This is a genomic window from Undibacterium sp. TC4M20W (assembly GCF_049340245.1).
In the GTDB taxonomy this organism is placed as follows: Bacteria; Pseudomonadota; Gammaproteobacteria; order Burkholderiales; family Burkholderiaceae_D; genus Undibacterium.
Window position 1 is genome coordinate 70,260 of sequence record NZ_JBMPPI010000011.1, and the last position, 25,370, is coordinate 95,629.

Below are 25,370 nucleotides of genomic sequence, written 5' to 3' on the forward strand. Positions count from 1 at the left end.
ATGGCGCATGGAGCAGTTGCCATGCGCCGTCTTGCAAGCCTTGGCACCACATCTCCCCAGCATCACGCACCTCCTGAGTAGCCTGAAGGACGATTCCAGACATGGTGAACTTTGCGCATGAAGTCTCTGGCAATTCGATACTGCCCATCATCATGGCTTGTGCGGCAACCCGCAATGCCGATGACTTCAGCCGCATTGCCCAGGGGATTTTGCGCGAAGTCTTGCCGCATGAAATGATGGTCTGCGGTATCGGTGGCGTCAGCCCCCAGGGTAACTATGTACATAAGCTGCTGCAGTTCAATTGTCCAATAGAGACTTACCAATACTATCAATCCCTGCTAGACAGCAAAGGCCGGGCCAATAGCCCTCTGATGCAAAAATGGCGTGAAACCCAGGAACCGGTTTTCTTCCAGGCCGGGCGTGATGACCATGCCGTTCCTGCTGACTGGCTGGCTTCATTCAGGAAGCAGAAAATGCATAATACCGTCGCCCACGGCATGCTGGACCTGAGCGGGCATTTCTCCAGTTATTTCATCTTCACAAATTTACCTTTTGAAGTCAGCCATCAACACGCATATCTGCTGAGCCTGTTGACACCTCATCTGCACCTGGCACTTGCCCATGCCCTGACAAACGTAGAAGAATTTCCCGTCAAGCCCGGCATCAGTAACAAGACCCTTAGTGAGCGGCAAAGAGAAATTCTGCACTGGCTGCATGAAGGCAAAACCAATTGGGAAATCGCCACCATACTCGAACTTACCGAAGTCAACGTCAAATACCACATCGACCAGATCTTCGCCAAACTCGATGTACGCAGCCGCGTGCATGCTGTCGCCAAAGCCTATGAACTGGGCTTGCTGTTACCAAGCCATAAAAACTGAACACCCCTGCCACTATCTGAACAGATAGTGGTGCTCCTGCGGTCTTGCTCCTACCCTGTTTTTTCCCGCGTACCAAAGCGCTGGACTACATAAAAACATTACTGGAGACAACACCATGCAACATCGCACACTCGCCCGGGTGCTCATTGCCATGAGCCTCAGCTTTATCGCCTGCGCCAGCCAGGCTGCCTGCCTCGACAATGTGGTACTGGTACACGGCAATGCCGGTTCACCGTCGGACTGGAATGCCACGGTCAGCACCCTCAAAAGCCAGGGTTATACCGATGCCCAGTTGTACCGCCCCAACTGGGGTTCCAAAACCAATCCTGCCATCAATGATCATGGCGCGGCCAACACTAATCCGGTCAAAGCTTCCATGCAGGCCGCCAGGGCAGCATCCTGCACCGGCAGGATCGACGTCATCGGCCATTCCATGGGTGTGACGCTGGCGATGAAAGCCATCAATGAGCTGGCCTACTCTACGTCTGTGAATTCCTTCATCGGTATCGCCGGTGCGCAGCATGGGCTGGAGTCATGCGGCGTTTATCCCTTCAATGTATTTACCCCAACCTGCGGCAGCAATGGCCTGTCCATAGACAGCCCGCTGATACTCTCAGTCAAGAACAAGCGTTATGGCAGCAAGATGTATTCGATCAAAAGTTATATCGATGAAGTGGTCTGTTACGGCAGTTGCTATGTGTATGGTTCGCACACCAGCAATATCGATGACCAGAACGCGACATATAACTTTGCCCTCGGCCATTTTGGTTTGAAGGACTATACGACGAATACCCAGGCCAGCCTGGTATTCCAGTGATTAGCATCCTTGAATGAAACGCATGACTCTTGCTCATTGACTCACGGCCATACAACGCCGCCCGTCAATGAGCGGGCCTTACCCGGATTAAGATCGTGAAAAAATTTCTGCCCCTGCTTGCCCTGCCCCTGCTGGTTTTACTGGCCATCGTATTCATGTCACCCGGCCAGGACACTGCGGATGGATCAAACGTAGCACGTGTAGCCCATGCAAAACCTGTCAGCAATAGCCTGGCCCAGTTCATCAGCCTGTGGAGCAATGCAGGTAACCCTGGCACTGAGACAACAGATACTTTCGACCAGCTATGGGCACGCCTGATCTCGCCTGCGGACCAAAACAGCGCAGGTGACGACACCCAGGATCAGTTAAGAAAACTCATGCAAGAGCAGCCCTACTATCTGAAACGTATCATCAGCTTGTACCAGAAAGAAGCCTCACCCCAGATCAGAGAAATCATCAGGAACCTGCTGTCCGGCATACGCAGCCCCGAAGTATTTGCCCTGTCCAGGCAACTCGCCAGCAGCACTGAGAGTGAGCAAAGAATCGCAGGCCTGATCATGCTGCGCGACCTGGATATCTACCCACAAGAAGAGCGTCATTTGATACGCCTGTCACTCAATAATGAACAGCAGCCCGCCGTCATCCTGCAGGCATTGGCCGCCCTGAAGCCACCACCCCCACCTACGCTCACGCCACCAATGCCGGATACACCTGTAAATCGTATTGATGCCCAAACCACGAAAGACATCATCAGCCAGTTGCAAAGCCTGACGCACAACGCTGACGCAGCCGTCAGAAGCCAAAGCGTATTGCAACTGGCGCAATGGGATAAAAACGACAGCAGCCTCAATTACTTTTCTGCCGCATTGAACGATCCGGTAGCCAGTGTGCGCCAGACCGCCATCTTCGCTCTTGCTCAGTCAGGTACAAGTGCAGATGCTGTGAAACAGTTATTGGACAAACTTATCAGCAATGCTGGTGAAACTGCACAGCTTAAAGCCAGCGCACAACAAGTCATGGACGCGCTGAAAGCAGACAGAGAGAAAATCCCAGGTGCTTAAAACCACGCAGATTAAGCTTCATTGCGATTAAAAACTGTGCCTGATGCTCTACAGTTTCCGCATTGAAGCCAGCAGTATCAGGGATAGACATCATGTACAAAACTCAGGCCCAATCCGGCACAGCGCAGCATCCATTGTGGGCTCAGTTCCAGCGCATAATTACGCTTGCCAAAAGAACTGGCTTTCAAATGCAAACGTGCCCCCTGTTCTCTCAGCATCAGTAAAAATTGCGTATGCGGCGTCAGCTCATCGAATACCTCTGCCACAGCATCTTCCAGCATGTCATCTGTGGAAAAATATTCACCACGCTCAAATGGATCAGCAATCCAATAGCTTTCCCGATAAACGCCCTCCAATAATCGGCCTTTAGGTGTCTGACGCTGCGTACCAAACATGTTGGCATGCTCAGGTTTCATACCCAGGCGCTTAGTGATAAATGAGGGGTCAATGTTGGGATGCCAGATTTGTAGAGAAAGAAAATAGGAATAATTTTGCAATACAAGCTCTCTTTGAAAATGTCTAAAACTCTCATCATTATTACAAAAAAAACGACGAAAAATTCAGAAGTAACAGAACAGCGCAAAACTCAGGCCTGAACCTATACTCAACAGAAAAAAATAGCGTAGATGCGCGGTTCTTTATCGACAGATCAGCGATAAAAATTATGCCTCTTCATCACCGGTGTGAACACGAAAGTGCATATTCACCCAAAGACCCGTCAACAGCATCAAGAATGCAAGAGCGATAACCACGGCCCCTTTGCCAATTTCCTTGTGAGGTAATAAAGGGCCTACGGCTTGATAAAGGGCATAGCACGCAGCGCCAGAGACCAGGCCTATTGCCAGCAGGCTGCGTGTTCTATAGCTGATCAACAACAGACAGATTGCCAGCACACCAAACTTCCAGGAATACCAGGCTGGCAAATCCGGCATAGGCGCGCCATCACCGTTCCAGCCCGACAGACAAGTTGCGGCAAACATCAGCAGACTCGCTGCTACACCAAGATTGCCATCGCTACGATGCCATGCCTGCAATCCCATCGCCACAGATAGCAGTATCAGCGCATACGTCAATACTACAGGAGTGAAAAAACTGTTCATCAACATCAGGATGGCAAATTTCCAGATGTCGCTGGCTGATGTACGGGTCAACACGCACAGCAAAAAGTAAGCAGAGAATTGACCGAACACCGCTTGCACGCGTATCGAAGGTTCAGCCACAAAAAACAAGAAAGCCCAGACATGATAAAAGTAAAAACCGATGAATATCCTGAAGGCTGCCTTGATACAACTATCTGCCAGCCTGGCCTGATCCTCATTCATTGCCCACCCAGATCTGAGGGATGGACGACGCAGTTCTAACGCCAGCACGATCAAGGTTCCCAGCCAGGCCGCAACTTGCAAACCGACAGCATGATTGCTATCCACGCGGGAAAGAAAGGCAATCAATAAAGGAATGCAGGCCGCCGTCAGCAGTACGGATACATAATGATAAGCCCTGATATCCAGGCGCATGGCAACGGCTATCAGGCGCAATTTCAGGGCCAGCATCAGCATCAGCAACCACAACACATCAATCGCCATACCAAACCACGACTGCATCGCCAGTCCTTCCAACCTGAAAGTGCAGTCGAACAGCAATACACATTCAAGCAGACATAGCATAGCCGCAGGACGAATGGCTCCCAGCCTGTGCGCCAGGAATATGGCAGCTGCCAGCAAGCTCAACTCATACAATTGCAGAACCAGCAGCAAAGCAACGGCAGTGAAAGACCCTGACAATATTGTCATGGTCGCCAGGTTACGGTCGATCAGAAATATTCCATACAACATGCAAAAAGCACTGATGAAATACAAGGGGTTGTACTCGACAAAAAAATACTTGAGCCAGGATCTGGCATCGTTTTTTTGTAACCCGCTCAAATCGGGTATCAGGCCAAAATGTCCGGCTGGCCTGACAGACCTGGTTTCGGTGTCCGTCGCGATTGTGGTATCCATATCAGCCTTCAAAGAAAGTCACGGCATTCCCGGTTTTAATGCGTTTCAGCGTACCTGCTTGAGCAATGATTCAATGGTGTTCAGGTAAGTCTGCAAATCCTGTCGCCCGGTGCTCGTGCAGGCATACGTCGTTCTTGGCTTGCGATCGATAAATTCCTTGTTGACACTGATCAGCGTGGCTTCTTCCAGCTTGCGCAAATGGGTAGATAAATTTCCCTTGGTGAGCTCCAGTGCAGCCAGCAGGCTATTGAAGTCAACTGGCCCGCCAGCGATGGACAAGTGCACCATGATCATCAGACGCACGCGGTCAGATAATAAGGGATGCACTCTTTGCAAATCCTTAGTGCTCATGATGCCGCCTGGTGCTCCGCCAGCATTTGGCTGCGATAACGTAAAACCAGTCTGCCTGCAGACAAACCTGCCACGATGCTGAATGTCAGCAGTGGTACCAATAAGGCAGGCGAGCCAACAAAGAATTGATAAGTCCCCAGTCCAAGACACAATACGCCCAAGCTGACTGCTGCTTTTGAAGGCAGCGTAAACAAGCGTGCCTGGAACAAGTAATCTGCAGTAAAAGCAAGCAAGACTGGTGCTATCCACAGCGCCTTGCCAGCCAGTATCAACAAAGCCAGGCAGATGAATTTCATCAACAGGTCAGAGACCAGCGACAATTGGTACATATAGCGAAAATTGCGCCTGATGTAGCTCCCGAGTTCTTCGCCGTTATGTCTGGCAGCCCGCCAGATAATAAAGTACAAAACCAGCACCAGGCCAGCCACAATAAATCCCATTAATCCTATGCCCACGAGCATTAATTCAGGATTTTTACTGCCGCTGCTAATTGTCTCCGTCATTGAACCCGCAGTGAACAACTCCAGCAAACTAAGAGCAAGCACAATAAAAAATACCCCAAGCTGCACGAGCAGATTGGCATCCAGTGTGATGCCGGACAATTTCGCATCAGGTGTATCAGCATCTGCTTGTCGTATCACCTGCCGTATCAAGGCAATACTATTGATTGCCTGTTGAATATCATCATCTTTGCCCATATCAATCCTTTATTGAAAACTAGTTTGCAATACAAACCAAAGAATAGCCGAATTAAAAAATATGTCAAGAACATAAGTTCAAATGACAATTACCGGCAATCTATAAGGGAAAATTGCACCAGCCACCGACAAGCCTGATACATAAGCTTGAGCTGATCTTCAGAAGTAAAAACTTATTACCACTGCCCTCATGAGATAAAAATGAGAGTGGCCAAAATTATTTTTCTGCTGCACTGCTGGCACTGATTTTTTGAGCAATCCATTTTTCAATTTGTCAGGCTCGAAAAGTGCATAACCAGCCAGTCAATAAGTACCCGCAATCGATTACTGAGATGCCGGTTGGGTGGATACACCACGAAGAAAGGATAAGGAGCTGGTTGCCATTCGTCGAGTATGCTGACCAGACTGCCATTGTTAATATGCTCCTGGGCAGCGTAAGCAAATGTCTGGATAATCCCAAGACCAGCCAAACCGGCAGCAAGATGAGCGTTGCTTTCATTCACACCCAACTGACGCTTGCCATTAACTTCTATTTTCTCGCCTGGTTGCGAAAAACTCATACTGAGCGCGCGATTGCTATGTGCAGATAAATAGCTGGCCACCAGATGATTTTTATTGATATCCAGAGGGTGCAAGGGTATTCCATACTTGTCCAGATAAGCCGGTGAAGCACAGGTAACCCAGGATGCCTGACCTATTTTGCGTGCAATGAATGACTGGTCAGTAATAAGGCCGCCGCGAATAACACAATCAACATTGTCTCCCACCATATCGACATGCCTGTCACTGACACCCAGGTCTATGTGTATGTCCGGGTAGCGCACAAAAAATCCGAGCAGGGCTGGAATTATGACCATACTCGCCAGCGAGCCACCGATATCAATACGCAAATTACCGCGTGGCCGGGTTTGCGCGGCACTGAAACTCATATCGATATCTTCCAGCTCATTCAACAAGCGCAAGGTCTTTTCATAATAGGCCTGGCCATCAGCGGTGACTGACACCCTGCGCGTGGTCCTTTGCAGCAACTTCACCTGTACATGCGCCTCCAGTGCCTGTATCAATTTAGTCAGCGTCGCCTTGGGCATGTTTAAAGAATCTGCCGCCCTGGTAAATGTTCCGGCTTCTACCACACGGGCAAAAGCCCTGATCGCCAGTAATTGATGTTCCATATGTCCCCCTATACCTGACCAGTCATTATTCACATACAGAAATAATGTATTCTATTTTAGCTACTTTATTCAATAATATTCTGGCAGTAAAGTGAACACATCGTCGATTCCGGCGTGGGCAGCCAAAACGGGGCACCCGACATTCATTTACTTACAGGAGAAATATCATGAGCAAAAAACTTGAAGGAAAATTCGCCTTGATCACTGGCGGCACCAGCGGTATTGGACTGGCCACAGCGCAGGAATTTGCCGCCCAAGGCGCAACCGTCTTTATCACGGGCCGCCGCCAGCCAGAATTGCACCAGGCCGTCGATCTGATCGCTGCAAATGCCGGCACAGTAATAGGCATACAAGCTGACGTTGCCAGCCAGACTGACCTTGACCACATGTATGCCACAATCAAGGCCAGGACAGACCACCTGGACATCGTATTTGCAAACGCTGGTGGCGGTGACATGATGCCTTTGGCTGAGGTAACTGAAGAACATTTTGACCGTATTTTTAACAGCAACGTAAAAGGCTTGTTGTTCACGATACAAAAAGCCTTGCCTTTGTTAAAAGATGGCAGCTCCATCATCCTGACATCGTCCACAACCTCAGTGAAAGGCACTGAAAACTTCAGCGTGTATAGCGCCAGTAAAGCTGCTGTTCGCAATTTTGCTCGCAGTTGGTTACTGGACCTGAAGCCACGTAAAATCCGCGTCAATGCCATCAGCCCTGGCCCGGTGCATACACCTGGCCTGGCAGGACTGGTACCTGAGGAACATCAGCAAGGTTTGCTGAATCACCTCGCCAGTCTGGTACCGATAGAGCGACTGGGACAGCCATCCGAAATCGCCAAGGCTGTCACTTTTCTGGCTTCGGATGACAGCAGTTTCATCAATGGCATAGAGTTATTTGTCGATGGTGGCGTGGCGCAAATCTGAGCAAATACCAGCATCAACCAACATAAAAAAACCCCGCATCAAGCGGGGTTCAGTCATTCCAGGCAGTAGCAGAAATCAGCCCGCTCTGGCCTTGCCGTTACGCTCAACATACGCCATCAATTCACCGACAATACCGCGCCTGAAAGCCAGTACGCAGACGATGAAGATCAGCCCAGTCACGATAGTGACTGAGTCACCTATGGTACGGAACCATTCTATCGTGGTGATGTTCGCCAGCAGGTTGCCAAGGTCGCCAAGTTTGTTTTCCAGTGCGATGATGATGATGGCACCAACTATCGGGCCCACCAGCGTGCCCAGACCACCCACCAGGGTCATCAGGACCACCAGGCCAGACATGGACCAGTGTACGTCCGTCAGCGTCTCAAAACCCAGTACAAGAGTTTTGGTGGCACCTGCCAGACCGGCCAGAGCTGCCGACAATACGAAGGCCATGAGCTTGTAGCGGTCTACGTCATAACCGAGCGAGATCGCGCGTGGTTCGTTTTCCTTGACGGCTTTCAAGACCTGGCCGAACGGTGAATGCACGGTACGCATGACGATGGCAAATCCGGCAATCGCCACCACCAGCACAAAGTAATACAGCGTCAGATCAGAACTCAGATCGACCATGCCCAGCAATTTGCCGCGTGGCACGCCTTGCAAACCATCTTCACCACCGGTGAACTTGGCCTGCAGGAAAACGAAGTAGAGCATTTGCGCCAGCGCCAGCGTAATCATGGTGAAGTAAATACCCTGGCGGCGTATCGCCAGTGCGCCCATCACCAGGCCTATCAGGGCTGCTGCCCCTACTCCCAACAAGATGCCCAGCTCAGTCGGCAAACCGGCATCGCGCAAGGCCCAGCCTGCGATATAACCGGCGGCGCCAAAGAAGGCTGCATGGCCAAAGGACAGCAAGCCGGTGAAACCGATGAGCAAATTAAAGGCACAGGCAAACAGGGCGAAGCACAAGAGCTTCATCAGGAACACCGGATAGATAATAAACGGTGCCGCCAGTAACAGGGCAAAAGCAATGCCGTAACTGATTTTCTTATTCATGGTGGCTCCGTTTATTTTTCTTTACCGAACAAACCGGCAGGGCGGATCATCAGGACAATCGCCATGACGATGAACACGACAGTCGCCGACAATTCAGGATAAAACACCCGTGTCAGACCTTCGATAATACCCAGGCCCAGACCTGTCAAAATCGAACCAAGGATAGAGCCCATACCACCAATCACCACCACCGCGAACACCGTGATAATCAGGTTGGAACCCATCAACGGTGACACCTGTATAACTGGTGCAGCCAATACACCGGCAAAGGCAGCCAGAGCCACGCCGAAGCCATAAGTCAGCGTTACCATCAGCGGCACATTGACACCAAAGGCTTCGACCAGTTTGGGGTTTTCAGTACCGGCACGCAGGTAGGCACCGAGTTTGGTTTTTTCGATGACAAACCAGGTCGCAAAGCAAACTACCAGCGAAGCCACCACCACCCAGGCACGGTAATTCGGCAAGATCATGAAGCCCAGATTGGTCGCCCCCGTCAGCGCTTCCGGCACCTGATAAGGCTGGCCGGATACACCGTAGATAGAACGGAACACACCTTCCAGCATCAGCGTAATGCCAAAGGTCAGCAACAGGCCATACAGATGATCGAGCTTGTACAGCCAGCGCAGCATGGTCTTTTCTATGACGATGCCAAACAGCCCCACCAGCAAAGGCGCAAGCAGCAGCATGGCCCAGTAATTGATACCAAAATAATTCATGCCCATCCACGCAAGGAAGGCACCCATCATATACAGGGCGCCATGGGCAAAGTTAATCACATTCAGCAAGCCAAAAATCACAGCCAGCCCGAGAGACAGCATCGCGTAAAACGAGCCGTTGACCAAGCCCAGCAAAAGCTGGCTCAGCATCGCTTGCAGCGGAATACCAAATATTTCCATGGCACGCTAAATAAAAATGGATGGAAAGGCGAAGACCTCTCAACACAGAGGCACGGAGACACAGAGAAAATCAGGAGAAAAGCCGCATTTTTCTGGCTGATCAGTAAACAATTTTTCTGTGAAAGACTCTGAGAGAAACGGTTTCGTTTTTAACATTGGAAGCATCGCGACGAAGTCCGCGACGCTTCCATTTCAAATTACAGGCACGGCATAAAATTCAATTCCCGGGGTGCAGAGCAAGGCGCAAAACACAGCAATACTTTAGTATTGCGAGGCTTTGCAACGCAGCTATGCGCCCGGAAATTGGATTTTATTTCCAGAGGGAGCACTTGGATTCTGATTTAGTCGTAAATGCTTGCTCACCCGGAATAGTCTGTGCCACTTTGTAATAATCCCAAGGCTCTTTAGACTCAGCACTGGTCTTCACCTGCATGAGGTACATGTCATGGATCATGCTACCGTCGCCGCGGATGTAACCGTTTTTAGCGTAGATGTCATTGATCTTGGTCGTCTTCAGTTTTTCCATGACCTTGGTCATGTCATCCGTACCAGCGGCCTTGACGGCATTCAGGTAAGTCAGGGTCGCAGAGTAGTCAGCGGCTTGCAGGCTGGAAGGCATTTTCTTCATTTTTTCGAAGTAGCGGCGTGACCATTTGCGTGCTTCTTCGTTCTGGTTCCAGTACCAGCTGTCGGTCAGGTACATACCTTGCGTGGCGTTCAGACCCAGCGAATGGATGTCATTGATAAACATCAGCAAGCCAGCCAGCTTCATGGTCTTCGTGACGCCAAATTCATTAGCGGCTTTTACGGCATTGATGGTGTCACCACCCGCATTTGCCAGGCCCAGGATTTGTGCCTTGGAAGCTTGCGCCTGCAACAGGAAAGAAGAGAAGTCAGATGCTGACAAAGGATGCTTGACCGCGCCCGCAACCGTACCGCCATTGGCTTTGACGACATTGGCTGTATCACTTTCCAGCGACGCACCAAAGGCATAATCAGCAGTCAGAAAATACCAGCTCTTGCCACCCTGTTTGACGACTGCAGAACCTGTACCCTTGGCCAGCGCAACGGTGTCGTAGGCATAATGCACGGTGGTTGGTGCGCATTCTTCATTCGTCAGGCGGGCAGAGCCGGCACCGATGGAAATAAAAACGCGTTTCTTTTCTGCTGCCACTTTTGCCATCGACAAAGAAGTACCGGAATTGGTACCGCCTATCAGCATATCGACGCCATCACGGTCAAACCATTCACGTGCGCGGCTGGCTGCGATATCGGCCTTGTTTTGATGGTCGGCTGTAACCAGTTCAATTTTCTTGCCCAGTACTGTGCCGCCAAAATCGGCAATCGCCATCTTTATAGCTTCTGCACCACCCTGGCCATCGATATCAGAATACAGGCCAGAAATATCGGTGATGAAACCGATCTTGACCACATCACCAGACACTTGCGCATTTGCATTCAGCGCCAGGCCAGCTAGTGCAGCGGAAACAGCGAGACTTGCTACTTTTAATTTCGTGAATGTTGCTTTCATGCGTCTTCTCCAATCATATTTTTATTCAAACCTGCTTCACCAAGACAGCGAGGCAGTTACTTAACCATGCCAACCAAACACACTTACATTACACGCCCAATAATTCATTCAGAACAGGCATTTTTTCCTGCAATTGCGCAGACGCAAAACTCTCAACGATCTGCCCGTGCTCCATGACATAAAACCTGTCCGCCAGCGGAGCAGCAAAGCGGAAATTCTGTTCGACCATGACGATGGTATAACCCTTGGATTTCAGCATCGTGATCATGCGCGCCAAAGCCTGGACGATGACCGGTGCCAGGCCTTCGGAAATTTCATCGAGCAGCAACAAACGCGCACCTGTGCGCAAGATACGCGCGACTGCCAGCATCTGTTGTTCACCACCAGACAAACGCGTGCCCTGACTATTTTTACGTTCTGCCAGATTGGGGAACATCTCGTAAATCTCGGCAACCGACATGCCCTTGTTATCTTTCGATACCGAGGGTGGCAGCATCAGGTTTTCTTCTGTGGACAAGGACGAAAATATCCCCCGCTCTTCCGGGCAATAACCAACGCCCAGATGCGCCACTTTATGGGTGGGCAGATGGATAGCCTCTTGCCCGTTGATCTTGATCGAACCCTTACGAGCACCTGTCAAACCGACGATGGCGCGCATGGTGGTCGTGCGGCCGGCACCGTTGCGGCCGAGTATAGTCACGACTTCACCCTGGTTCACTTTCAGGTTCACGTCATGCAGGATATGCGATTCGCCATACCAGGCTTGCAGGCCGGTAATTTCCAGTGCCGGGCTGGGGCTGGTGTTGGTACTCGTATTTTTACTCGTGGCACTCATGCGTGCGCCCCTTCCAGCTCGCCGCTGGTACTGCCCATATAGGCTTCCATCACTTTGGGATTGGTGGATACTTCCTTGTACGTGCCTTCAGCCAGCATGGCACCGCGCTGCAAGACCGAGATCTTGTCGCAAATACCCGACACCACGTTCATATTATGTTCCACCATGAGGATGGTGCGGCCCGCCGACACCTTCTTGATCAGCTCGGTCACGCGGTGCACATCTTCATGGCCCATGCCTTGCGTGGGTTCATCGAGCAGCATCATTTCTGGCTCCATCGCGAGGGTGGTCGCAATTTCCAGCGCACGCTTGCGGCCATACGGCAAATCGACGGTGACGGTGTCGGCAAACGAAGTCAGATCGACTTCAGCCAGCAATTCCATGGCACGCGCATTGAGCTGGTTCAGCGATTGTTCGCTTTTCCAGAAATGAAAGGATGTACCCAGTTTTCTTTGCAAGCCTATGCGCACATTTTCCATGACCGTCAGGTGCGGGAACACTGCTGAAATCTGGAATGAACGTATGATGCCCTGACGCGCAATCTGGGCCGGTTTGGCCGAGGTGATGTCGCGGCCATTGAACAGGATTTGCCCCGAAGTCGGGACAAGAAATTTGGTCAGCAAATTAAAACAGGTGGTCTTGCCGGCACCGTTAGGGCCGATCAGGGCGTGGATATGCCCACGCTGCACCTGCAAATTCACATCGCTTACAGCTGTGAAGCCCTTGAACTCTTTGGTCAAGCGCTTTGTCTCCAGGATGACGTCGGTCATCTCTTCTCCTTATTGTCTGGCTTATGGTTATTACTCCAACGCGACAACACTTCCTTTATTTTTTGGAAGTTTTTATATTAGCTTTTTATAATACCCAGCAAACCGTTTTCTAAACAATACGGTATAACTACCATAAGTAGTACCACGCAAGATTTGGAAGTTTTTATTTTCCCAATATACTCCTTGCCGCCTTCTCTGCAATCATCACAGTAGGTGAGTTGGTATTACCTGAGGTTATAGTCGGCATAATAGAAGCATCAGCCACGCGCAGGCCGTTTATGCCTATGACGCGCAAGTTGCTATCGACTACCGTCAGAGCGTCGTCTGCACGACCCATTTTGCAGGTACCTACCGGGTGGAAGATCGTTGTACCTATATCCCCTGCTGCTCTGGCCAGTTCTTCTTCCGTCTGGAACTGTACACCAGGCTTCATTTCCTCTGGCTGGTATTTTTGCAATGACGGCGCGGCGATGATCTTGCGTGTCAGTTTCAGCGAGTCGGCAGCAATCTTGCGGTCTTCAGGCGTCGTCAGGTAGTTGGGTACTATTTTCGGTGCTGCTGAAGCATCATTGCTGGCAATGCGCACATGGCCACGAGAAGTAGGGCGCAGGTTGCAGACACTAGCCGTAAACGCCGGGAAATCATGCAGGGGGTCACCAAATTTCTCCAGCGACAAGGGCTGCACATGGTATTGCAGATTGGGTGTCGCCTGGCTCGCATCCGAGCGGGTAAATGCACCCAGTTGTGACGGTGCCATTGACATAGGGCCACTCTGGAACATCGCATATTCTAGCCCTATGCGTGCCTTGCCTATGAGGCTATTGGCCATCTTGTTGAGTGTTTTGGCACCAGTAATCCTGAAGGCCGAACGAATCTGCAAATGGTCTTGCAAGTTGCTGCCAACGCCAGGCAATTCATGCACAACATCAACGCCAGCCTGTTGCAAATGTGCCGCATCACCTATGCCCGACAATTGCAAAATCTGCGGTGAACCTATCGCTCCTGCGGCCAGCACGGTTTCTTTCATGGATTCGGCAAACCAGTTGCGGCCACCACCTGTGAATTCCACGCCTGTGCAACGCTTGCCTTGCTCATCACTCCTGATAACCAGCTTTTGCACTTGGCAACCAGTCATGATAGTCAGATTGCTACGCTCAGCCGCCGGTTTCAGAAAAGCCTTGGCAGCATTCCAACGTATACCGCGTTTCTGGTTCACATCAAAATAGCCGCAGCCTTCATTATTGCCACGGTTAAAGTCATCACTTTTGGGAATGCCAACTTCGGCTGCTGCATTGCGGAAAGCATCCAGGATTTCCCATGACAGCCTTTGTTTTTCCACCCGCCATTCACCGCCCTTGCCATGGAATTCTGCGTCACCGCCGTGGTGGTCTTCGCTCTTCTTGAACAGTGGCAAGACATGCTCCCAGCGCCAGCTATCGTCACCTGTCAGTTCTGCCCATTGCTGGTAATCCCTTTCCTGTCCTCGCATATAAATCATGCCATTGATGGATGAGCTGCCACCCAGCACCTTGCCACGCGGATAAATCAGGCTGCGGCCATTCAGGCCCGCTTCTGCCTCGGTACGGAACATCCAGTCTGTGCGCGGATTATTGATGCAGTACAAATAACCAACCGGGATATGTATCCACACGTAATCATCCTTGCCACCTGCTTCTATCAGCAAAACCCGGTTGTCAGGGTTCTTGCTGAGGCGGTTCGCCAATACACAACCTGCAGTACCGGCACCAACTACGATGTAATCAAACTGTCCTGCTGCTTCCATACCAATTCCTTGTTGTTTATTAAGCCTGCATTTCTGCAATTAATGCAGCCATCAGCTCTGCCACACTCAAATCTCTCACTGCAGCCATGCCCTGTCCGGCCCACATCGACATCAGTTCAGTATTCGCAGCCTTGCCTGCCGCTGCGCGTATGGACCCTGTCAGTGCGTTTTGTATAGGATAGGCGGGAACTTTGTCAGCCACGGCATCCATGGTTTGCATGAAATGATTGTCTAGGCCACGTGCAATACGGCCAGAAAAAGCACGGGTCTGGCGTGTCGTATCGCTACTACTGTCCAGCAAACGTTGCTTGTAAGCTGGGTGTATCGCTGATTCCTTTGTCGTCAGGAAGGCAGTACCCATCTGCACCATCTGCGCACCAGCCTGCAGCATTTGTTTGATCTGCCTGCCATCCATGATGCCGCCAGCGGCAATGATGGGCACCTGCATATGCGGCTTGCAGGCTTCCAGCAAGGCGAACAGGCCCAGAGTCGATTCTTTTTGTGCACCAATGAAAGTCCCACGGTGACCACCCGCCTCCACCCCTTGCAGGCAGACAGCATCCGCTCCCATGGCTTGCCAGACTATGGCTTCCTGCAAGTTGGTGGCAGTACCCACCACTTTTATTCCCGCGTCGTGCAGGCGTTGTAACTGGCTGCCATGCAGCACATCAAAGGTAAAACTGGCGACCGCAGGGCGGGCCGTGATCAGGGCATCAAGCTGGGCTTCAAAGTCTTCACACCAGCGGGTTGGGGTCGGCAAGTTGTCCCAGCCCAGTTCTGCACAAACTGGCTGCAGCAAAAGCTTGGCGGCTTCAAGGGCAGCAAAATCAACTTGTGGGCGGGTTTGTACGAACAGGTTGATGGCGAAAGGCTTGTCCGTCAGTCTTCTGATGTGTTCAGCCTGCTCTATAATGGCGAGCGGGGTCAGCAAGGGGGCTGCCAGCGAGCCCAGGCCGCCTGCGTTGGACACTGCGGCCACCAGTTCCGGGGTGGTGGCGCCACCGGCCATGGGGGCCTGGATGATGGGGTGGGGGCAGAGGGTTTGCAGGCTGGGCATTTGGGGCTCCGGGTTTATTTAAGTGAGTTGTTGGAAACAGGTAAATCAGGCTTTCATCAATTTTCGTGCTTGTACGCTAACTCATTTACTTACTTCTGTCACTGTATTGCGATTGCTGGTCGGGGGTAGCCCGACAGCTACATTCTTTTCTTGTCTCGCCAAGAAAAGAACGCAAAAGAAGGCGACCGAGGCGTCGCTGCCCCCTAAAGGGGGTTCCCTTTGCTGCAAGTCAAAAAATGGGAAATGTCCGAAACTCGCTACGCTCAAACAACGGTCATTTCTTTATCCATTTTCTGCCTTGCAGCAAAGGCATCGACACATCGGAACAGCAAACTTCAAAAACAACAACAAACCCAAAACCCTGGTTAATTAACGGTATTCAATGCAAATTAAAATGCGGTTGAGTTGACGTTGATGTTGCCGTTGCTTTTGACCTTAATCCGCTTGGGACGATGTAATTTGTGCTTCACGGAAAATGGATCAGAAAGCTTCGTTGTTTGAGCGGAGCGAGTTTCGAAGCTTTCCCATTTTTTGTGACGCACAAATTATGCTGGAGCGTAGCGTAAGCACCCGTAGGGCGAGTCTGCGGTCGCCTTTCTTTGAATACTTTCTTTGGCGAAGCAAAGAAAGTATTTCGGCCGCCGGGCCGAGACCCGGCTTGTGTCCACGAAGGGCAATCTCTTTAATAAAGACTCAAGCATGCAACGAACGTCATCGGGTTCCAGCACAAAAAAACAAATACGTCCTTGATAAGCCCAGTGTTGGGCTGATAAAGCGTAGCCCAACCTACGAAACTATAAACGTATGCAACGAACGCCGCTGTACTCCTGCCTGAGCAGGAGCGACGACAATCTGATTGCCGCTTATCGAAAGAACCCCATCCTCATCCCAACCTTCTCCTTGAAGGAGAAGGAGCCTGCTCGCTGTTACTTCGCCACCGGCATCGTAAACTCCGCCCCTTTATCTATGCTGTCCGGCCACCTCTGCATGATGGATTTATAGCGCGTATAAAAACGTATGCCCTCTTCGCCATAGGCATGCACATCGCCAAATAAAGAGCGCTTCCAGCCGCCAAAAGAATGCCATGCCATCGGCACAGGGATAGGCACGTTAATGCCCACCATGCCGACCTGAATGCGGCGTGAGAATTCGCGCGCGGTGTTGCCGTCCGAGGTAAACAAGGACACGCCGTTACCAAATTCATGGCGGTTGATGAGTTCAACGGCAGATGCAAAATCAGGGACGCGGACTACGCACAGGACAGGTCCAAAAATTTCTTCGCGGTGTATTTTCATGCCCTCTTTGACATGATCAAACAAACAGCCGCCGAGGAAGAAACCAGACTCATGACCAGTCACTTTGAGGCCACGGCCATCGACCAATAGTTGCGCGCCTTCGGCTATACCTTCAGCGATATAAGATTCGATTTTTGCTTTGTGCTGGGCTGTTACTACCGGGCCCATTTCGGCATCAGATTCCATGCCGTTCTTGATCTTCAAGGCCTGCACGCGTGGTACTAAAGCTTCGACTAATTTATCAGCTACATTGCCAACGGCAACAGCGACCGAGATCGCCATGCAACGTTCACCGGCAGAACCGTAAGCTGCACCCATCAGGGCATCGACGGCTTGTTCCAGATTGGCGTCGGGCATGAAGACCAGGTGATTTTTTGCGCCGCCCAGAGCCTGCACGCGCTTGCCCATGCGGGTGCCTTCGCTGTAGATGTATTCAGCAATGGGAGTAGAGCCTACGAAAGAAATTGCCGACACATCGGGATGCTGCAGCAGCGCATCGACAGCGACTTTATCACCCTGCACGACATTGAATACCCCATCCGGCAAACCGGCTTTTTTGAGTAAGTCAGCTATCAGCAAAGAGCAGGAAGGGTCACGCTCAGAAGGCTTCAAAATGAAGGTATTGCCAGTCGCTATCGCCAGCGGTGCCATCCACATAGGCACCATGAAGGGGAAGTTGAAAGGCGTGATGCCAGCCGTCACACCCAGAGGTTGGCGCAGATTGTAATTGTCTATGCCGCCGCCGATATTGTCCGAGAATTGCGACTTCAACAGTTGCGGCATGCCGCAGGCGAACTCAACGATTTCTATGCCGCGTGTGACTTCACCCATGGCATCCGACAAGACCTTGCCATGTTCGCGGGTGATCAGGGTCGCCATTTCCTTGTGATGCTGGTCCAGCAATTCCTTGAACTTGAACATCACACGGGCGCGTTTTAGCGGCGCAGTTTCTGCCCACGCCGGTGCGGCAGCCTTGGCAGCGGCGATGACAGCCTCAACTTCTTCCGGGCTGGCGAGGGCTACACTGCCTGTCACTTCGCCAGTAGCAGGGTTGAATACATCTTGCTGGCGGCCACTGGCAGAAGCATAAGCCTGGCCATTCATATAATGCGCGATTGTGGATGTCATAAGTAAACCTTAGGGGTAATGTGAAGTTTTTTCTGCGGTGGCACAGAGATTAATTCACTCGCTCTGCTAAATCCAATGAGTTATTATCAATAGCAATATAAGGATTGCTGATAATGGACTTGATACAACTACGTGCCTTTGTCGCCGTGGCGAAAGAAGGTAACCTGACGCGGGCAGCAGAACAATTGCATGTGACCCAGCCCGCCGTCAGTCTGCAGATCAAGTCCCTGCAAGATAGCTTGCAACTAAGTTTATTCACACGCAGCGCCAGCGGCATGCGCCTGTCCAACGATGGTGCCAAGCTCCTGCCCTATGCAGAAAAAGTCATTGCCAGCATGGGCGAATTTCGCCAGGCCGCCCATAGCATGCACAGCACCATCTCTGGCGAGCTGGCGATAGGCACGATACTGGACCCGGAGTTCACCCGACTCGGTATTTTTTTGAAACGCCTGGTCGAGACTTATCCACAGTTATCCACAAAGTTGCAGCAAGGCATGTCGGGTACGGTCTTGCAACAAATCCGTGCGGGTACGCTGGATGTGGGCTTTTATCTGGGTCAGCCACCGGACGATGGCAAAACACCCTGCCACAGCCAGGTGCTGACACCATTTACCTACCGGGTAGTGGCACCCAAGGGTTGGAAAAACCGGGTTGCTGGCCAGGACTGGGCCAGCCTGGCCAGATTGCCATGGCTGTGGACACCGGCAGAGTCTGCTCACCACCGGTTACTGAGCCAGATTTTTGCCGGGCTTGGGGTAGCCCCCAACAAGGTCGCCCTGGTAGATCAGGAACCAAGCATGCTGGATCTGGTCAAGTCTGGCGTTGGCCTGAGCCTGATACGGGATGCCATTGCGATACGCGAAGCCCATGCCCATGGCCTGGTGATTGCTGATGCTGTCAGTATCACGACAGAACTGAGTTTCATCTGTCAGGAAAAACGCCAGCATGAAGCTATGATTGCAGCGAGTTTTGCCTTGTTGAAAACGATCTGGGTATAGAAGTTTGCAAGAGTGTATCCCCAGCCGCACACAAGAGCTTAAAACCAGAAAATTTCTGCCTTTATTGGAAATTCAGCGGTATATTCCCACCACTCATCTATTTCGGAAACATCGTTCGTGAAATTCCTGTTATCCAGTTTGCTTGTATCTCTGGCCATCGTTCCTGCCATCAGCCATGCAGAAACGATCAAACTGCTTATCCAGGAATTTGCACCTTTCACCCATACCGAGCCCAAGAGCGGTGAAATCCAGGGTGTATTGACTGAAAAGATACAGGAAATCCTCAAGCGTGCAGGCGACAATTACAGCATCAGCAGCACATCACTGGCGCGCGGTTTGAATTCCACGCTGAATGATGACAATACCTGTCTGTTTGGCTTTCGCCGTACTCCTGAACGTGAGAATTCATATAAATGGGTAGGCCCGCTGGTCAACGACAATTGGGTGTTATATGGCCGCAAAATGGATCTCCGTATCCTCAAGAATTTTGAAGATGCCAAGCCATATTCAATAGGCTCTTATAAAAATGCCGCCACAGGTTTGCAACTCAACGAACAGGGCTACAAAATAGAATTTGCGAGCCAGGATGAAGACAATCCACGCCTGCTGGTGAATGGCCGGCTGAACTACTGGATAGTCTCAGAGTCACACGGCATGTTCCTTGCCCAGCAGCAAGGCTTTGCCAATGATATTGTGCGTGCCATCAAATGGAAAAGTGTAGAACTCAATATGTTATGCAATGTCCGCATGGACAAACAGCGCATAGAACTCTACAACAAAATCAATAAAGAACTGGATAATGACGGCACCATGGAAAAAATCATGCGCAAATACGGAGTCAAATAATGGCCAGATCAACCAAGGCCGCCTATGCTGTCAATCGCCTGCGTGAACGCAGCAATAATGCTCCCTACTCCATGGTCAGCCTCGCCGATGGCCGCTTTTCGCTGACCCTGGCTAATCTCGAACAGCCAGACGAATTGCCCGCCAGCGTCAGCGATGCCATGGAAATGGATGAATTTGTCGTTTATGTTAACAACCTGCATAAACAGGCTCCCAAAAAAGCCAGCAAACTGGATGTCGCTTTTGAGAAAAAAATCGCGGCAGCCAAACAGAAATAAAAACCTGCAGAAATAAAAGTTTTCAGAAGTAAAAGTCTGATCTATAAGGAAAATTCTATGAAATACCATTATCTTACCGCCCTGCTCGCCACCAGCTTGTTCGCTGGCGTCGTATCGACTGCACCAACCCAGGCACAAGCTGCTGACAGCGTGGTCATCAGCAGGCTGACTAAAATCGATGAAAAAGTCGGCGGCGGCAAAGAAGCCCTGCCTGGTAATACTGTGTTTGTCCATTACACAGGCTGGCTGCATGATCCTTTTGCCAGCAGAGAACGTGGTAACAAGTTTGATAGTTCCGTAGGCCAGCAAGCCTTCTCCTTCACCATAGGCTCAGGCCGCGTCATCAAAGGCTGGGAACAAGGGGTTGCAGGGATGAAGGTTGGTGGCAAGCGCACCCTGGTCATACCGCCCGAATTAGGCTATGGTGCCGCAGGTGCAGGCAATGGCATGATACCGCCGAACGCCTATCTGATCTTTGATATTGAATTGCTGGACGTGAAATAAGACCTTGTATTCGCAGGAGCCTAGCCTTCAGGGTAACTGTCTGGCTTTGATTTCCTGCAAGTCTGTCCAGACAGATTCATAAGAATAAATGGCATAAAAGAATACCGAGATCGCCAGCACTGTTGCCAGGGTTCCTGCATAAAACAGCAGGCTAAGGCCAGCAGGGAAAATATACTGGTACCAGCCCAGCAGGCTGGCAGCGACCATGGCAAAAAAAGACAGATTGATCAAGCGGCGGCTTTTACGCATGGTGCCAAAAGCAAAAAACACCAGCACCAGTAAAGTCAAAGAAAAATTAAGTAAACCCGCCACAGAATTGCCTTTCTTGCTTAATATTAAATCAATAATCTACTATATCAAATTCAATCCTGTTTGCCATTGTACTAATGGCTAAAATTGTAACCAGACGTCAACATCAGGCTGAAAATTTTTCATTCTGCATTTTTCTGGCAATCGCACAGGCGGGCCAGATGCACCAGGAATTTTTATGACATATCTGCTTGCACTAGACCAGGGCACTTCCAGCTCGCGCAGCATCATTTTTAACGAAGGCGGTGAATTGATTGCCACTGCCCAGCAGGAATTCCGCCAGATTTTCCCGCAGCCAGGCTGGGTAGAACATGACGCCCAGGAAATCTGGCAAAGCCAGTTTGCCACTTGCCAGCAAGTCATGAGCAAAGCCGGTTTGCAGGCAAAAGACATCGCCGCCATAGGCATTACCAACCAGCGCGAAACCACGGTGCTATGGGACAGGAAAACTGGCCAGCCGCTATACCATGCCATCGTCTGGCAAGACCGCCGCACAGAAGCTTATTGCGATGAATTGCGCCAGCAAGGCTATGCACCACGCATACAAGCCAAGACTGGCCTGATACTTGACCCGTATTTTTCTGCCACCAAACTCAAGTGGCTGCTTGATCATGTTCCCGACGCGCGCCGCCGTGCAAATGCCGGTGAACTGGCTTTTGGCACTATCGACAGCTGGCTGGCCTGGCAACTCAGTGAAGGCGCACTGCATGTCACCGATGTCAGCAATGCTTCGCGCACCATGCTGTACAACATCCACGACAACAAGTGGGATGAAAAATTACTGAGCTGGTTTGACATACCCAAAAAGCTGCTGCCAGAAGTCTTGCCGTCCAGCCACCAGTTTGGCCATAGCAAGCTGCTGGGCGCCGCCATCCCGATTGCCGGCATTGCCGGAGACCAGCAGGCTGCCTTGTTTGGCCAGGCCTGCTTTACCCCGGGCATGGCCAAAAATACCTATGGCACCGGCTGCTTCATGCTCATGCACACTGGTGATCAATGTCCAGATTCGCAAAACGGCCTGATCAGCACCGCAGCCTGCCAGACCGATGCTCACGCCCAATATGCCCTCGAGGGCAGTGTCTTCATCGGCGGAGCCGTCGTGCAATGGCTCAGGGATGGTCTGAAAGCCATACAGCATTCGACCGATGTAGAACAACTGGCGGCCACCGTGCCAGATTCTGGTGGCGTGGTGTTTGTCCCTTCCTTCACTGGCCTTGGTGCGCCTTACTGGGTGCCCTCTGCCAAGGGTGCCATCCTCGGCCTGAGCCGTGGTACGACCGTCGCGCATATCGCCCGCGCCGCGCTGGAATCGATTGCCTTTCAAAGTACTGCCCTGCTGCAAGCCATGGTCAGGGACGCGGTTTTCCCTATCAGGGAATTACGTGTCGATGGCGGTGCAGCAGCGAATAATATGCTGTTGCAATTCCAGGCAGATTTGCTGGGCATACCGGTGATACGCCCCAAAGTCACAGAAACCACGGCCCTGGGCGCCGCTTATCTGGCAGGTTTGGGAGCTGGGGTATATAAAAGTATGGAAGAATGCGCAAACCAGTGGCAAATGGAGACGCAATTTACACCAGCCATGAGCCGCGATGAAGCCGCCAGCCTCATGCAAAACTGGGAAATCGCCATAGGGAAAGTAAGATAAAACAATTAAGACAAGACAAGTAAAACAAGACAAGTAAAATCTCCCAAAGACAAGATATCCACAGCCTGTTTTACAGTCAGCTTTATAGCCTATAGCTGGCATTTTTACTAAAAAGAGAGAAAAAAATGAAAATCATCAAATGGTCTGCTGGCATACTGATTATTGCCATCGCCCTGATACTGGCAATCGCCTATGCCTTGCCAAATGAATACAAGGTCAGCCGCAGTGTCCAGATACATTCCACCCCGGCCAAGATATTCCCCCTGATCGCCACACCCAGGGAATGGAAAAACTGGTCAGTCTGGAACCAGCGTGACCCGAATATGAAAATGGAATTTTCTGGCCCGGAATCAGGCACGAATGCTGCCTGGGAATGGAAAAGCGCTTCACAAGGCAATGGCGGCATGAAACTCAGCCACGCCAGCCCTTTCCGTGAAATTGATTATGAGCTGCATTTTGAAGGCATGGGCAAACCATCAACAGGCAGTTTCCTGCTCGAAGCCCAGCCAGATGGCACTAAAGTCACCTGGAAAATGGAAGGCAGCAGCGAAGGAAATTTCATGATGAAGCTATTTGCCCCATTTATGGATAAAATGGTGGGTCCCGATTTTGAAGCCGGCTTAAGTAATCTGAAAAAGTTCGCCGAGAAAAACTAATTGCACTTGTAGTCAAAACTACATCGCATCTTCTACCCGATTGCATCAATGAAACTCAAGTATGTCCTGATACTGGCATTGCAGATGCTGACCGCATTGCCAGCTTCCCCTGTTTTCGCTGCAGCAGCTGGCAATACTTCGGCCCCGGCCAAAGCAGCGCCAGGCACGCAGGCGGTATTCGTCGTTGCCCCAGAAGATTTACCCAAGCAAAATTCTGGTGTACAGATAGACACACCCAAGCAAGCAGCCACTGAAAAAAGCAATAAACCTGATATACCTATCCTGGTATGGTCAGGCCCGGTCCCCCTGGCAGGTGGCCTGTGGATACTGGTCGCCTCCATGCCAGTGCTGGCCTCGCTGTATTTTGCTTATCAGTTACTGATGTTCATCAAAGCCAGGCGCCGGCGTTTATCCACAGAGCGGGGTAGTTAAGCACTGAATTTAAATAAGAAAAAGACTACAAAAGGGGACTTATACAAACTCGTCCCAGCAAGGCGTAGCGACGAAGACAGTACTTTAGTACGGCTAGGAGCTGCAACGCAGCTGGGGCGAGTTTTTATAAGTCCTTATACGTTTTTCACATAATATTCATCAATCTGTCACTAACCTGTCACCTCTGCGTCCTAAAGTCTCCCTTAACCTACAACCATAAGCGGAGACCAGCATGTCCAGCAAAGCCTTGATAGACAGTGCCGTTTTCAATTCCACCACGTCTGGCCGCAAGGGCCTGGCAGACAAATTGTTTGCCCACTGGTTCAGCCGCCTTGTGTATGCCCAGATCTGGGAAGATCCACAAGCTGACCTGAATGCCCTGCAACTGAAACCAGGCGCGAATATCCTGACCATTTCTTCCGGCGGCTGCAATGCCCTGGCTTATTTGTCCGCTGAACCGGCTGCAGTGCATGCCGTGGATTTGAATGCAGCACACCTGGCGATGTTGAATATCAAGCAAACTGCCATCAGGCACTTGCCGGACTATGATGCGGTGCTGGCATTTCTGGGTAATGCCGACAAGCCAGATAACCTGAAGCGCTACAAGCGTCATATACGCAGTCAATTGTCAGACGATGCCAGCAACTTCTGGGAAAGTCGCTCTTTGTCAGGCAAACCACGCTACCATTATTTTACCAACCAGGCTTATCAGCATGGCTTGCTGGGTAACTTCATCGGCTTTGCGCATTTCTTTGTGCGCATGATGGGTGGCGACATGAGCAAGCTCATGCAGGCTAACAACCTGCAGGAACAGGCTCAGCTATTTGAACAATATGTCGCCCCGGTATTTGAGACCCGCTTGTTCCGTCTGATCGCCAGCCAGCCCCTGGCCCTGTATAGCCTGGGCATACCGCCGTCTCAGTTTGCTGAACTGAAACACGATGCCAAAAACGGCCTGCATCTCTTGTTCAAGGAAAGAATGCGTCACCTGGCCTGTGATTTCCCTCTGGCAGAAAACTGTTTTGCCCAACAGGCATTTGGCCGCCGTTATGACACCAAAAAACAGGCTGCGCTGCCCATGTATCTGCAACAGGAGCATTTCCATACCCTACGCCGCAATATAGACAGGCTACATCCGCATCATCAAACCCTGACTGATTTTTTGCGTGGCCAGCCACGGGCGTCCATGGATGCCTATCTGTTCCTTGATGCACAGGACTGGATGGATGAGCAACAATTGACAGAACTCTGGCAAGAAGTGACGCGCACTGCAGCACCTGGAGCCAAAGTGGTATTCCGCACCGGTGGCAGCGAATCACCGCTGGAAGCCAAGTTACCGGCAGACATACTGGCCGTCTGGCATACCGATGTTGCGCATAACCGTGCCCTGTATGCCACTGACCGCTCTGCCATCTATGGCGGCATGCACCTATATACCAAGATGTAAT

The 25,370-nt window shown here is 51.1% G+C and carries 26 protein-coding genes; 12 read left to right on the forward strand and 14 right to left on the reverse strand.

The window, feature by feature from the left end; genetic code table 11:
• The first annotated feature begins 104 nt into the window (after positions 1 to 104).
• From ACO0LL_RS15150 to ACO0LL_RS15160, 3 genes are all read left to right on the forward strand, one after another.
• Positions 105 to 881 carry a helix-turn-helix domain-containing protein gene (locus ACO0LL_RS15150; RefSeq protein ID WP_422951681.1) on the forward strand — a complete coding sequence of 259 codons (777 nt, stop codon included), beginning with the start codon at positions 105 to 107 and terminating at the stop codon, positions 879 to 881.
• Between the two features lie 115 nt (positions 882 to 996).
• The gene (locus tag ACO0LL_RS15155) at positions 997 to 1,698 is read left to right on the forward strand and encodes an alpha/beta fold hydrolase (RefSeq protein ID WP_422951682.1); all 702 of its coding nucleotides are present in this window, start codon (positions 997 to 999) and stop codon (positions 1,696 to 1,698) included.
• 95 nt (positions 1,699 to 1,793) lie between these two features.
• Positions 1,794 to 2,759 carry a HEAT repeat domain-containing protein gene (locus ACO0LL_RS15160; protein ID WP_422951683.1) on the forward strand — a complete coding sequence of 322 codons (966 nt, stop codon included), beginning with the start codon at positions 1,794 to 1,796 and terminating at the stop codon, positions 2,757 to 2,759.
• Positions 2,760 to 2,836: 77 nt separating this feature from the next.
• On the opposite strand, the gene ACO0LL_RS15165 is transcribed toward ACO0LL_RS15160, so the two are convergent.
• The 5 genes from ACO0LL_RS15165 to ACO0LL_RS15185 all read right to left on the reverse strand — a co-directional run bounded on the left by ACO0LL_RS15165 (position 2,837) and on the right by ACO0LL_RS15185 (position 6,977).
• On the reverse strand, positions 2,837 to 3,256 hold the full coding sequence (locus ACO0LL_RS15165; protein WP_422951684.1) for a DUF4279 domain-containing protein: 420 nt from the start codon (positions 3,254 to 3,256) through the stop codon (positions 2,837 to 2,839).
• Between the two features lie 165 nt (positions 3,257 to 3,421).
• Positions 3,422 to 4,756, reverse strand: coding sequence for a hypothetical protein (locus ACO0LL_RS15170; protein ID WP_422951685.1), 1,335 nt, complete (start codon positions 4,754 to 4,756; stop codon positions 3,422 to 3,424).
• A 45-nt stretch (positions 4,757 to 4,801) separates the two neighbouring features.
• Positions 4,802 to 5,107, reverse strand: coding sequence for a transcriptional regulator (locus ACO0LL_RS15175; RefSeq protein ID WP_422951686.1), 306 nt, complete (start codon positions 5,105 to 5,107; stop codon positions 4,802 to 4,804).
• Positions 5,104 to 5,805, reverse strand: a complete 702-nt coding sequence (locus tag ACO0LL_RS15180) for a hypothetical protein (protein ID WP_422951687.1) — start codon at positions 5,803 to 5,805, stop codon at positions 5,104 to 5,106. The genes ACO0LL_RS15175 and ACO0LL_RS15180 overlap by 4 nt, the downstream gene beginning before the upstream one ends.
• 266 nt (positions 5,806 to 6,071) lie before the next feature.
• The gene (locus tag ACO0LL_RS15185) at positions 6,072 to 6,977 is read right to left on the reverse strand and encodes a LysR family transcriptional regulator (protein WP_422951688.1); all 906 of its coding nucleotides are present in this window, start codon (positions 6,975 to 6,977) and stop codon (positions 6,072 to 6,074) included.
• Positions 6,978 to 7,144: 167 nt separating this feature from the next.
• Between ACO0LL_RS15185 and ACO0LL_RS15190 the strand changes: the two genes are divergently transcribed.
• Entirely contained in the window at positions 7,145 to 7,903 is a 759-nt protein-coding gene (locus ACO0LL_RS15190; RefSeq protein ID WP_422951689.1) for an SDR family NAD(P)-dependent oxidoreductase, read from the forward strand.
• A 75-nt stretch (positions 7,904 to 7,978) separates the two neighbouring features.
• Here the strand turns inward: ACO0LL_RS15190 and ACO0LL_RS15195 are convergent, their stop codons facing one another.
• The 8 genes from ACO0LL_RS15195 to ACO0LL_RS15230 form a co-directional block, all read right to left on the reverse strand.
• Positions 7,979 to 8,959: a branched-chain amino acid ABC transporter permease gene (locus ACO0LL_RS15195; RefSeq protein ID WP_422951690.1), complete on the reverse strand. Its 981-nt coding sequence runs from the start codon at positions 8,957 to 8,959 to the stop codon at positions 7,979 to 7,981.
• Positions 8,960 to 8,970: 11 nt separating this feature from the next.
• Positions 8,971 to 9,855 (reverse strand): branched-chain amino acid ABC transporter permease, encoded by an 885-nt coding sequence (locus ACO0LL_RS15200; RefSeq protein WP_422951691.1) that lies wholly within the window; start codon positions 9,853 to 9,855, stop codon positions 8,971 to 8,973.
• Positions 9,856 to 10,165: 310 nt separating this feature from the next.
• Positions 10,166 to 11,386 carry an ABC transporter substrate-binding protein gene (locus ACO0LL_RS15205; protein ID WP_422951692.1) on the reverse strand — a complete coding sequence of 407 codons (1,221 nt, stop codon included), beginning with the start codon at positions 11,384 to 11,386 and terminating at the stop codon, positions 10,166 to 10,168.
• An 88-nt stretch (positions 11,387 to 11,474) separates the two neighbouring features.
• Positions 11,475 to 12,221, reverse strand: coding sequence for an ABC transporter ATP-binding protein (locus tag ACO0LL_RS15210; protein WP_422951693.1), 747 nt, complete (start codon positions 12,219 to 12,221; stop codon positions 11,475 to 11,477).
• Entirely contained in the window at positions 12,218 to 12,991 is a 774-nt protein-coding gene (locus tag ACO0LL_RS15215; RefSeq protein WP_110254387.1) for an ABC transporter ATP-binding protein, read from the reverse strand. The genes ACO0LL_RS15210 and ACO0LL_RS15215 overlap by 4 nt, the downstream gene beginning before the upstream one ends.
• A gap of 163 nt (positions 12,992 to 13,154) precedes the next feature.
• Positions 13,155 to 14,774 carry a GMC family oxidoreductase gene (locus ACO0LL_RS15220; RefSeq protein WP_422951694.1) on the reverse strand — a complete coding sequence of 540 codons (1,620 nt, stop codon included), beginning with the start codon at positions 14,772 to 14,774 and terminating at the stop codon, positions 13,155 to 13,157.
• Between the two features lie 19 nt (positions 14,775 to 14,793).
• Entirely contained in the window at positions 14,794 to 15,831 is a 1,038-nt protein-coding gene (locus ACO0LL_RS15225; protein WP_422951695.1) for an NAD(P)H-dependent flavin oxidoreductase, read from the reverse strand.
• 926 nt (positions 15,832 to 16,757) lie between these two features.
• Positions 16,758 to 18,254 (reverse strand): CoA-acylating methylmalonate-semialdehyde dehydrogenase, encoded by a 1,497-nt coding sequence (locus ACO0LL_RS15230; protein ID WP_422951696.1) that lies wholly within the window; start codon positions 18,252 to 18,254, stop codon positions 16,758 to 16,760.
• Positions 18,255 to 18,367: 113 nt separating this feature from the next.
• Here ACO0LL_RS15230 and ACO0LL_RS15235 point away from each other — a divergent pair, with 113 nt between their 5' ends.
• The 4 genes from ACO0LL_RS15235 (at position 18,368) to ACO0LL_RS15250 (ending at position 20,877) form a co-directional block, all read left to right on the forward strand.
• Positions 18,368 to 19,252 (forward strand): LysR family transcriptional regulator, encoded by an 885-nt coding sequence (locus ACO0LL_RS15235; protein ID WP_422951697.1) that lies wholly within the window; start codon positions 18,368 to 18,370, stop codon positions 19,250 to 19,252.
• Between the two features lie 117 nt (positions 19,253 to 19,369).
• The gene (locus tag ACO0LL_RS15240; protein WP_422951698.1) at positions 19,370 to 20,098 is read left to right on the forward strand and encodes a substrate-binding periplasmic protein; all 729 of its coding nucleotides are present in this window, start codon (positions 19,370 to 19,372) and stop codon (positions 20,096 to 20,098) included.
• Positions 20,098 to 20,373: a hypothetical protein gene (locus ACO0LL_RS15245; protein ID WP_422951699.1), complete on the forward strand. Its 276-nt coding sequence runs from the start codon at positions 20,098 to 20,100 to the stop codon at positions 20,371 to 20,373. The genes ACO0LL_RS15240 and ACO0LL_RS15245 overlap by 1 nt, the downstream gene beginning before the upstream one ends.
• 57 nt (positions 20,374 to 20,430) lie before the next feature.
• A complete protein-coding gene (locus ACO0LL_RS15250) occupies positions 20,431 to 20,877 on the forward strand; it encodes an FKBP-type peptidyl-prolyl cis-trans isomerase (RefSeq protein ID WP_422951700.1) in 447 nt (148 codons plus the stop codon).
• Between the two features lie 27 nt (positions 20,878 to 20,904).
• Here the strand turns inward: ACO0LL_RS15250 and ACO0LL_RS15255 are convergent, their stop codons facing one another.
• Positions 20,905 to 21,189 carry a hypothetical protein gene (locus tag ACO0LL_RS15255; protein ID WP_422951701.1) on the reverse strand — a complete coding sequence of 95 codons (285 nt, stop codon included), beginning with the start codon at positions 21,187 to 21,189 and terminating at the stop codon, positions 20,905 to 20,907.
• Between the two features lie 175 nt (positions 21,190 to 21,364).
• Here ACO0LL_RS15255 and glpK point away from each other — a divergent pair, with 175 nt between their 5' ends.
• The 4 genes from glpK to ACO0LL_RS15275 all read left to right on the forward strand — a co-directional run bounded on the left by glpK (position 21,365) and on the right by ACO0LL_RS15275 (position 25,369).
• Positions 21,365 to 22,834: a glycerol kinase GlpK gene (gene glpK / locus ACO0LL_RS15260; protein WP_422951702.1), complete on the forward strand. Its 1,470-nt coding sequence runs from the start codon at positions 21,365 to 21,367 to the stop codon at positions 22,832 to 22,834.
• A 125-nt stretch (positions 22,835 to 22,959) separates the two neighbouring features.
• Positions 22,960 to 23,490 (forward strand): SRPBCC family protein, encoded by a 531-nt coding sequence (locus tag ACO0LL_RS15265; RefSeq protein WP_422951703.1) that lies wholly within the window; start codon positions 22,960 to 22,962, stop codon positions 23,488 to 23,490.
• A 48-nt stretch (positions 23,491 to 23,538) separates the two neighbouring features.
• Complete coding sequence (locus tag ACO0LL_RS15270) at positions 23,539 to 23,922, forward strand: hypothetical protein (protein ID WP_422951704.1); 384 nt, start codon at positions 23,539 to 23,541, stop codon at positions 23,920 to 23,922.
• Positions 23,923 to 24,154: 232 nt separating this feature from the next.
• Positions 24,155 to 25,369: a DUF3419 family protein gene (locus ACO0LL_RS15275; RefSeq protein WP_422951705.1), complete on the forward strand. Its 1,215-nt coding sequence runs from the start codon at positions 24,155 to 24,157 to the stop codon at positions 25,367 to 25,369.
• Position 25,370: the final 1 nt, after the last annotated feature.

Excerpts from the sequence above, each read along its gene's own strand:
- ACO0LL_RS15155 (WP_422951682.1), top strand. The coding sequence starts at position 997 with ATGCAACATCGCACACTCGCCCGGGTGCTCATTGCCATGAGCCTCAGC.
- ACO0LL_RS15170 (WP_422951685.1), bottom strand. The coding sequence starts at position 4,756 with ATGGATACCACAATCGCGACGGACACCGAAACCAGGTCTGTCAGGCCA.
- ACO0LL_RS15175 (WP_422951686.1), bottom strand. The coding sequence starts at position 5,107 with ATGAGCACTAAGGATTTGCAAAGAGTGCATCCCTTATTATCTGACCGC.
- ACO0LL_RS15180 (WP_422951687.1), bottom strand. The coding sequence starts at position 5,805 with ATGGGCAAAGATGATGATATTCAACAGGCAATCAATAGTATTGCCTTG.
- ACO0LL_RS15185 (WP_422951688.1), bottom strand. The coding sequence starts at position 6,977 with ATGGAACATCAATTACTGGCGATCAGGGCTTTTGCCCGTGTGGTAGAA.
- ACO0LL_RS15190 (WP_422951689.1), top strand. The coding sequence starts at position 7,145 with ATGAGCAAAAAACTTGAAGGAAAATTCGCCTTGATCACTGGCGGCACC.
- ACO0LL_RS15195 (WP_422951690.1), bottom strand. The coding sequence starts at position 8,959 with ATGAATAAGAAAATCAGTTACGGCATTGCTTTTGCCCTGTTACTGGCG.
- ACO0LL_RS15200 (WP_422951691.1), bottom strand. The coding sequence starts at position 9,855 with ATGGAAATATTTGGTATTCCGCTGCAAGCGATGCTGAGCCAGCTTTTG.
- ACO0LL_RS15205 (WP_422951692.1), bottom strand. The coding sequence starts at position 11,386 with ATGAAAGCAACATTCACGAAATTAAAAGTAGCAAGTCTCGCTGTTTCC.
- ACO0LL_RS15210 (WP_422951693.1), bottom strand. The coding sequence starts at position 12,221 with ATGAGTGCCACGAGTAAAAATACGAGTACCAACACCAGCCCCAGCCCG.
- ACO0LL_RS15215 (WP_110254387.1), bottom strand. The coding sequence starts at position 12,991 with ATGACCGACGTCATCCTGGAGACAAAGCGCTTGACCAAAGAGTTCAAG.
- ACO0LL_RS15220 (WP_422951694.1), bottom strand. The coding sequence starts at position 14,774 with ATGGAAGCAGCAGGACAGTTTGATTACATCGTAGTTGGTGCCGGTACT.
- ACO0LL_RS15225 (WP_422951695.1), bottom strand. The coding sequence starts at position 15,831 with ATGCCCAGCCTGCAAACCCTCTGCCCCCACCCCATCATCCAGGCCCCC.
- ACO0LL_RS15230 (WP_422951696.1), bottom strand. The coding sequence starts at position 18,254 with ATGACATCCACAATCGCGCATTATATGAATGGCCAGGCTTATGCTTCT.
- ACO0LL_RS15235 (WP_422951697.1), top strand. The coding sequence starts at position 18,368 with ATGGACTTGATACAACTACGTGCCTTTGTCGCCGTGGCGAAAGAAGGT.
- ACO0LL_RS15245 (WP_422951699.1), top strand. The coding sequence starts at position 20,098 with ATGGCCAGATCAACCAAGGCCGCCTATGCTGTCAATCGCCTGCGTGAA.
- ACO0LL_RS15250 (WP_422951700.1), top strand. The coding sequence starts at position 20,431 with ATGAAATACCATTATCTTACCGCCCTGCTCGCCACCAGCTTGTTCGCT.
- glpK (WP_422951702.1), top strand. The coding sequence starts at position 21,365 with ATGACATATCTGCTTGCACTAGACCAGGGCACTTCCAGCTCGCGCAGC.
- ACO0LL_RS15265 (WP_422951703.1), top strand. The coding sequence starts at position 22,960 with ATGAAAATCATCAAATGGTCTGCTGGCATACTGATTATTGCCATCGCC.
- ACO0LL_RS15270 (WP_422951704.1), top strand. The coding sequence starts at position 23,539 with ATGAAACTCAAGTATGTCCTGATACTGGCATTGCAGATGCTGACCGCA.
- ACO0LL_RS15275 (WP_422951705.1), top strand. The coding sequence starts at position 24,155 with ATGTCCAGCAAAGCCTTGATAGACAGTGCCGTTTTCAATTCCACCACG.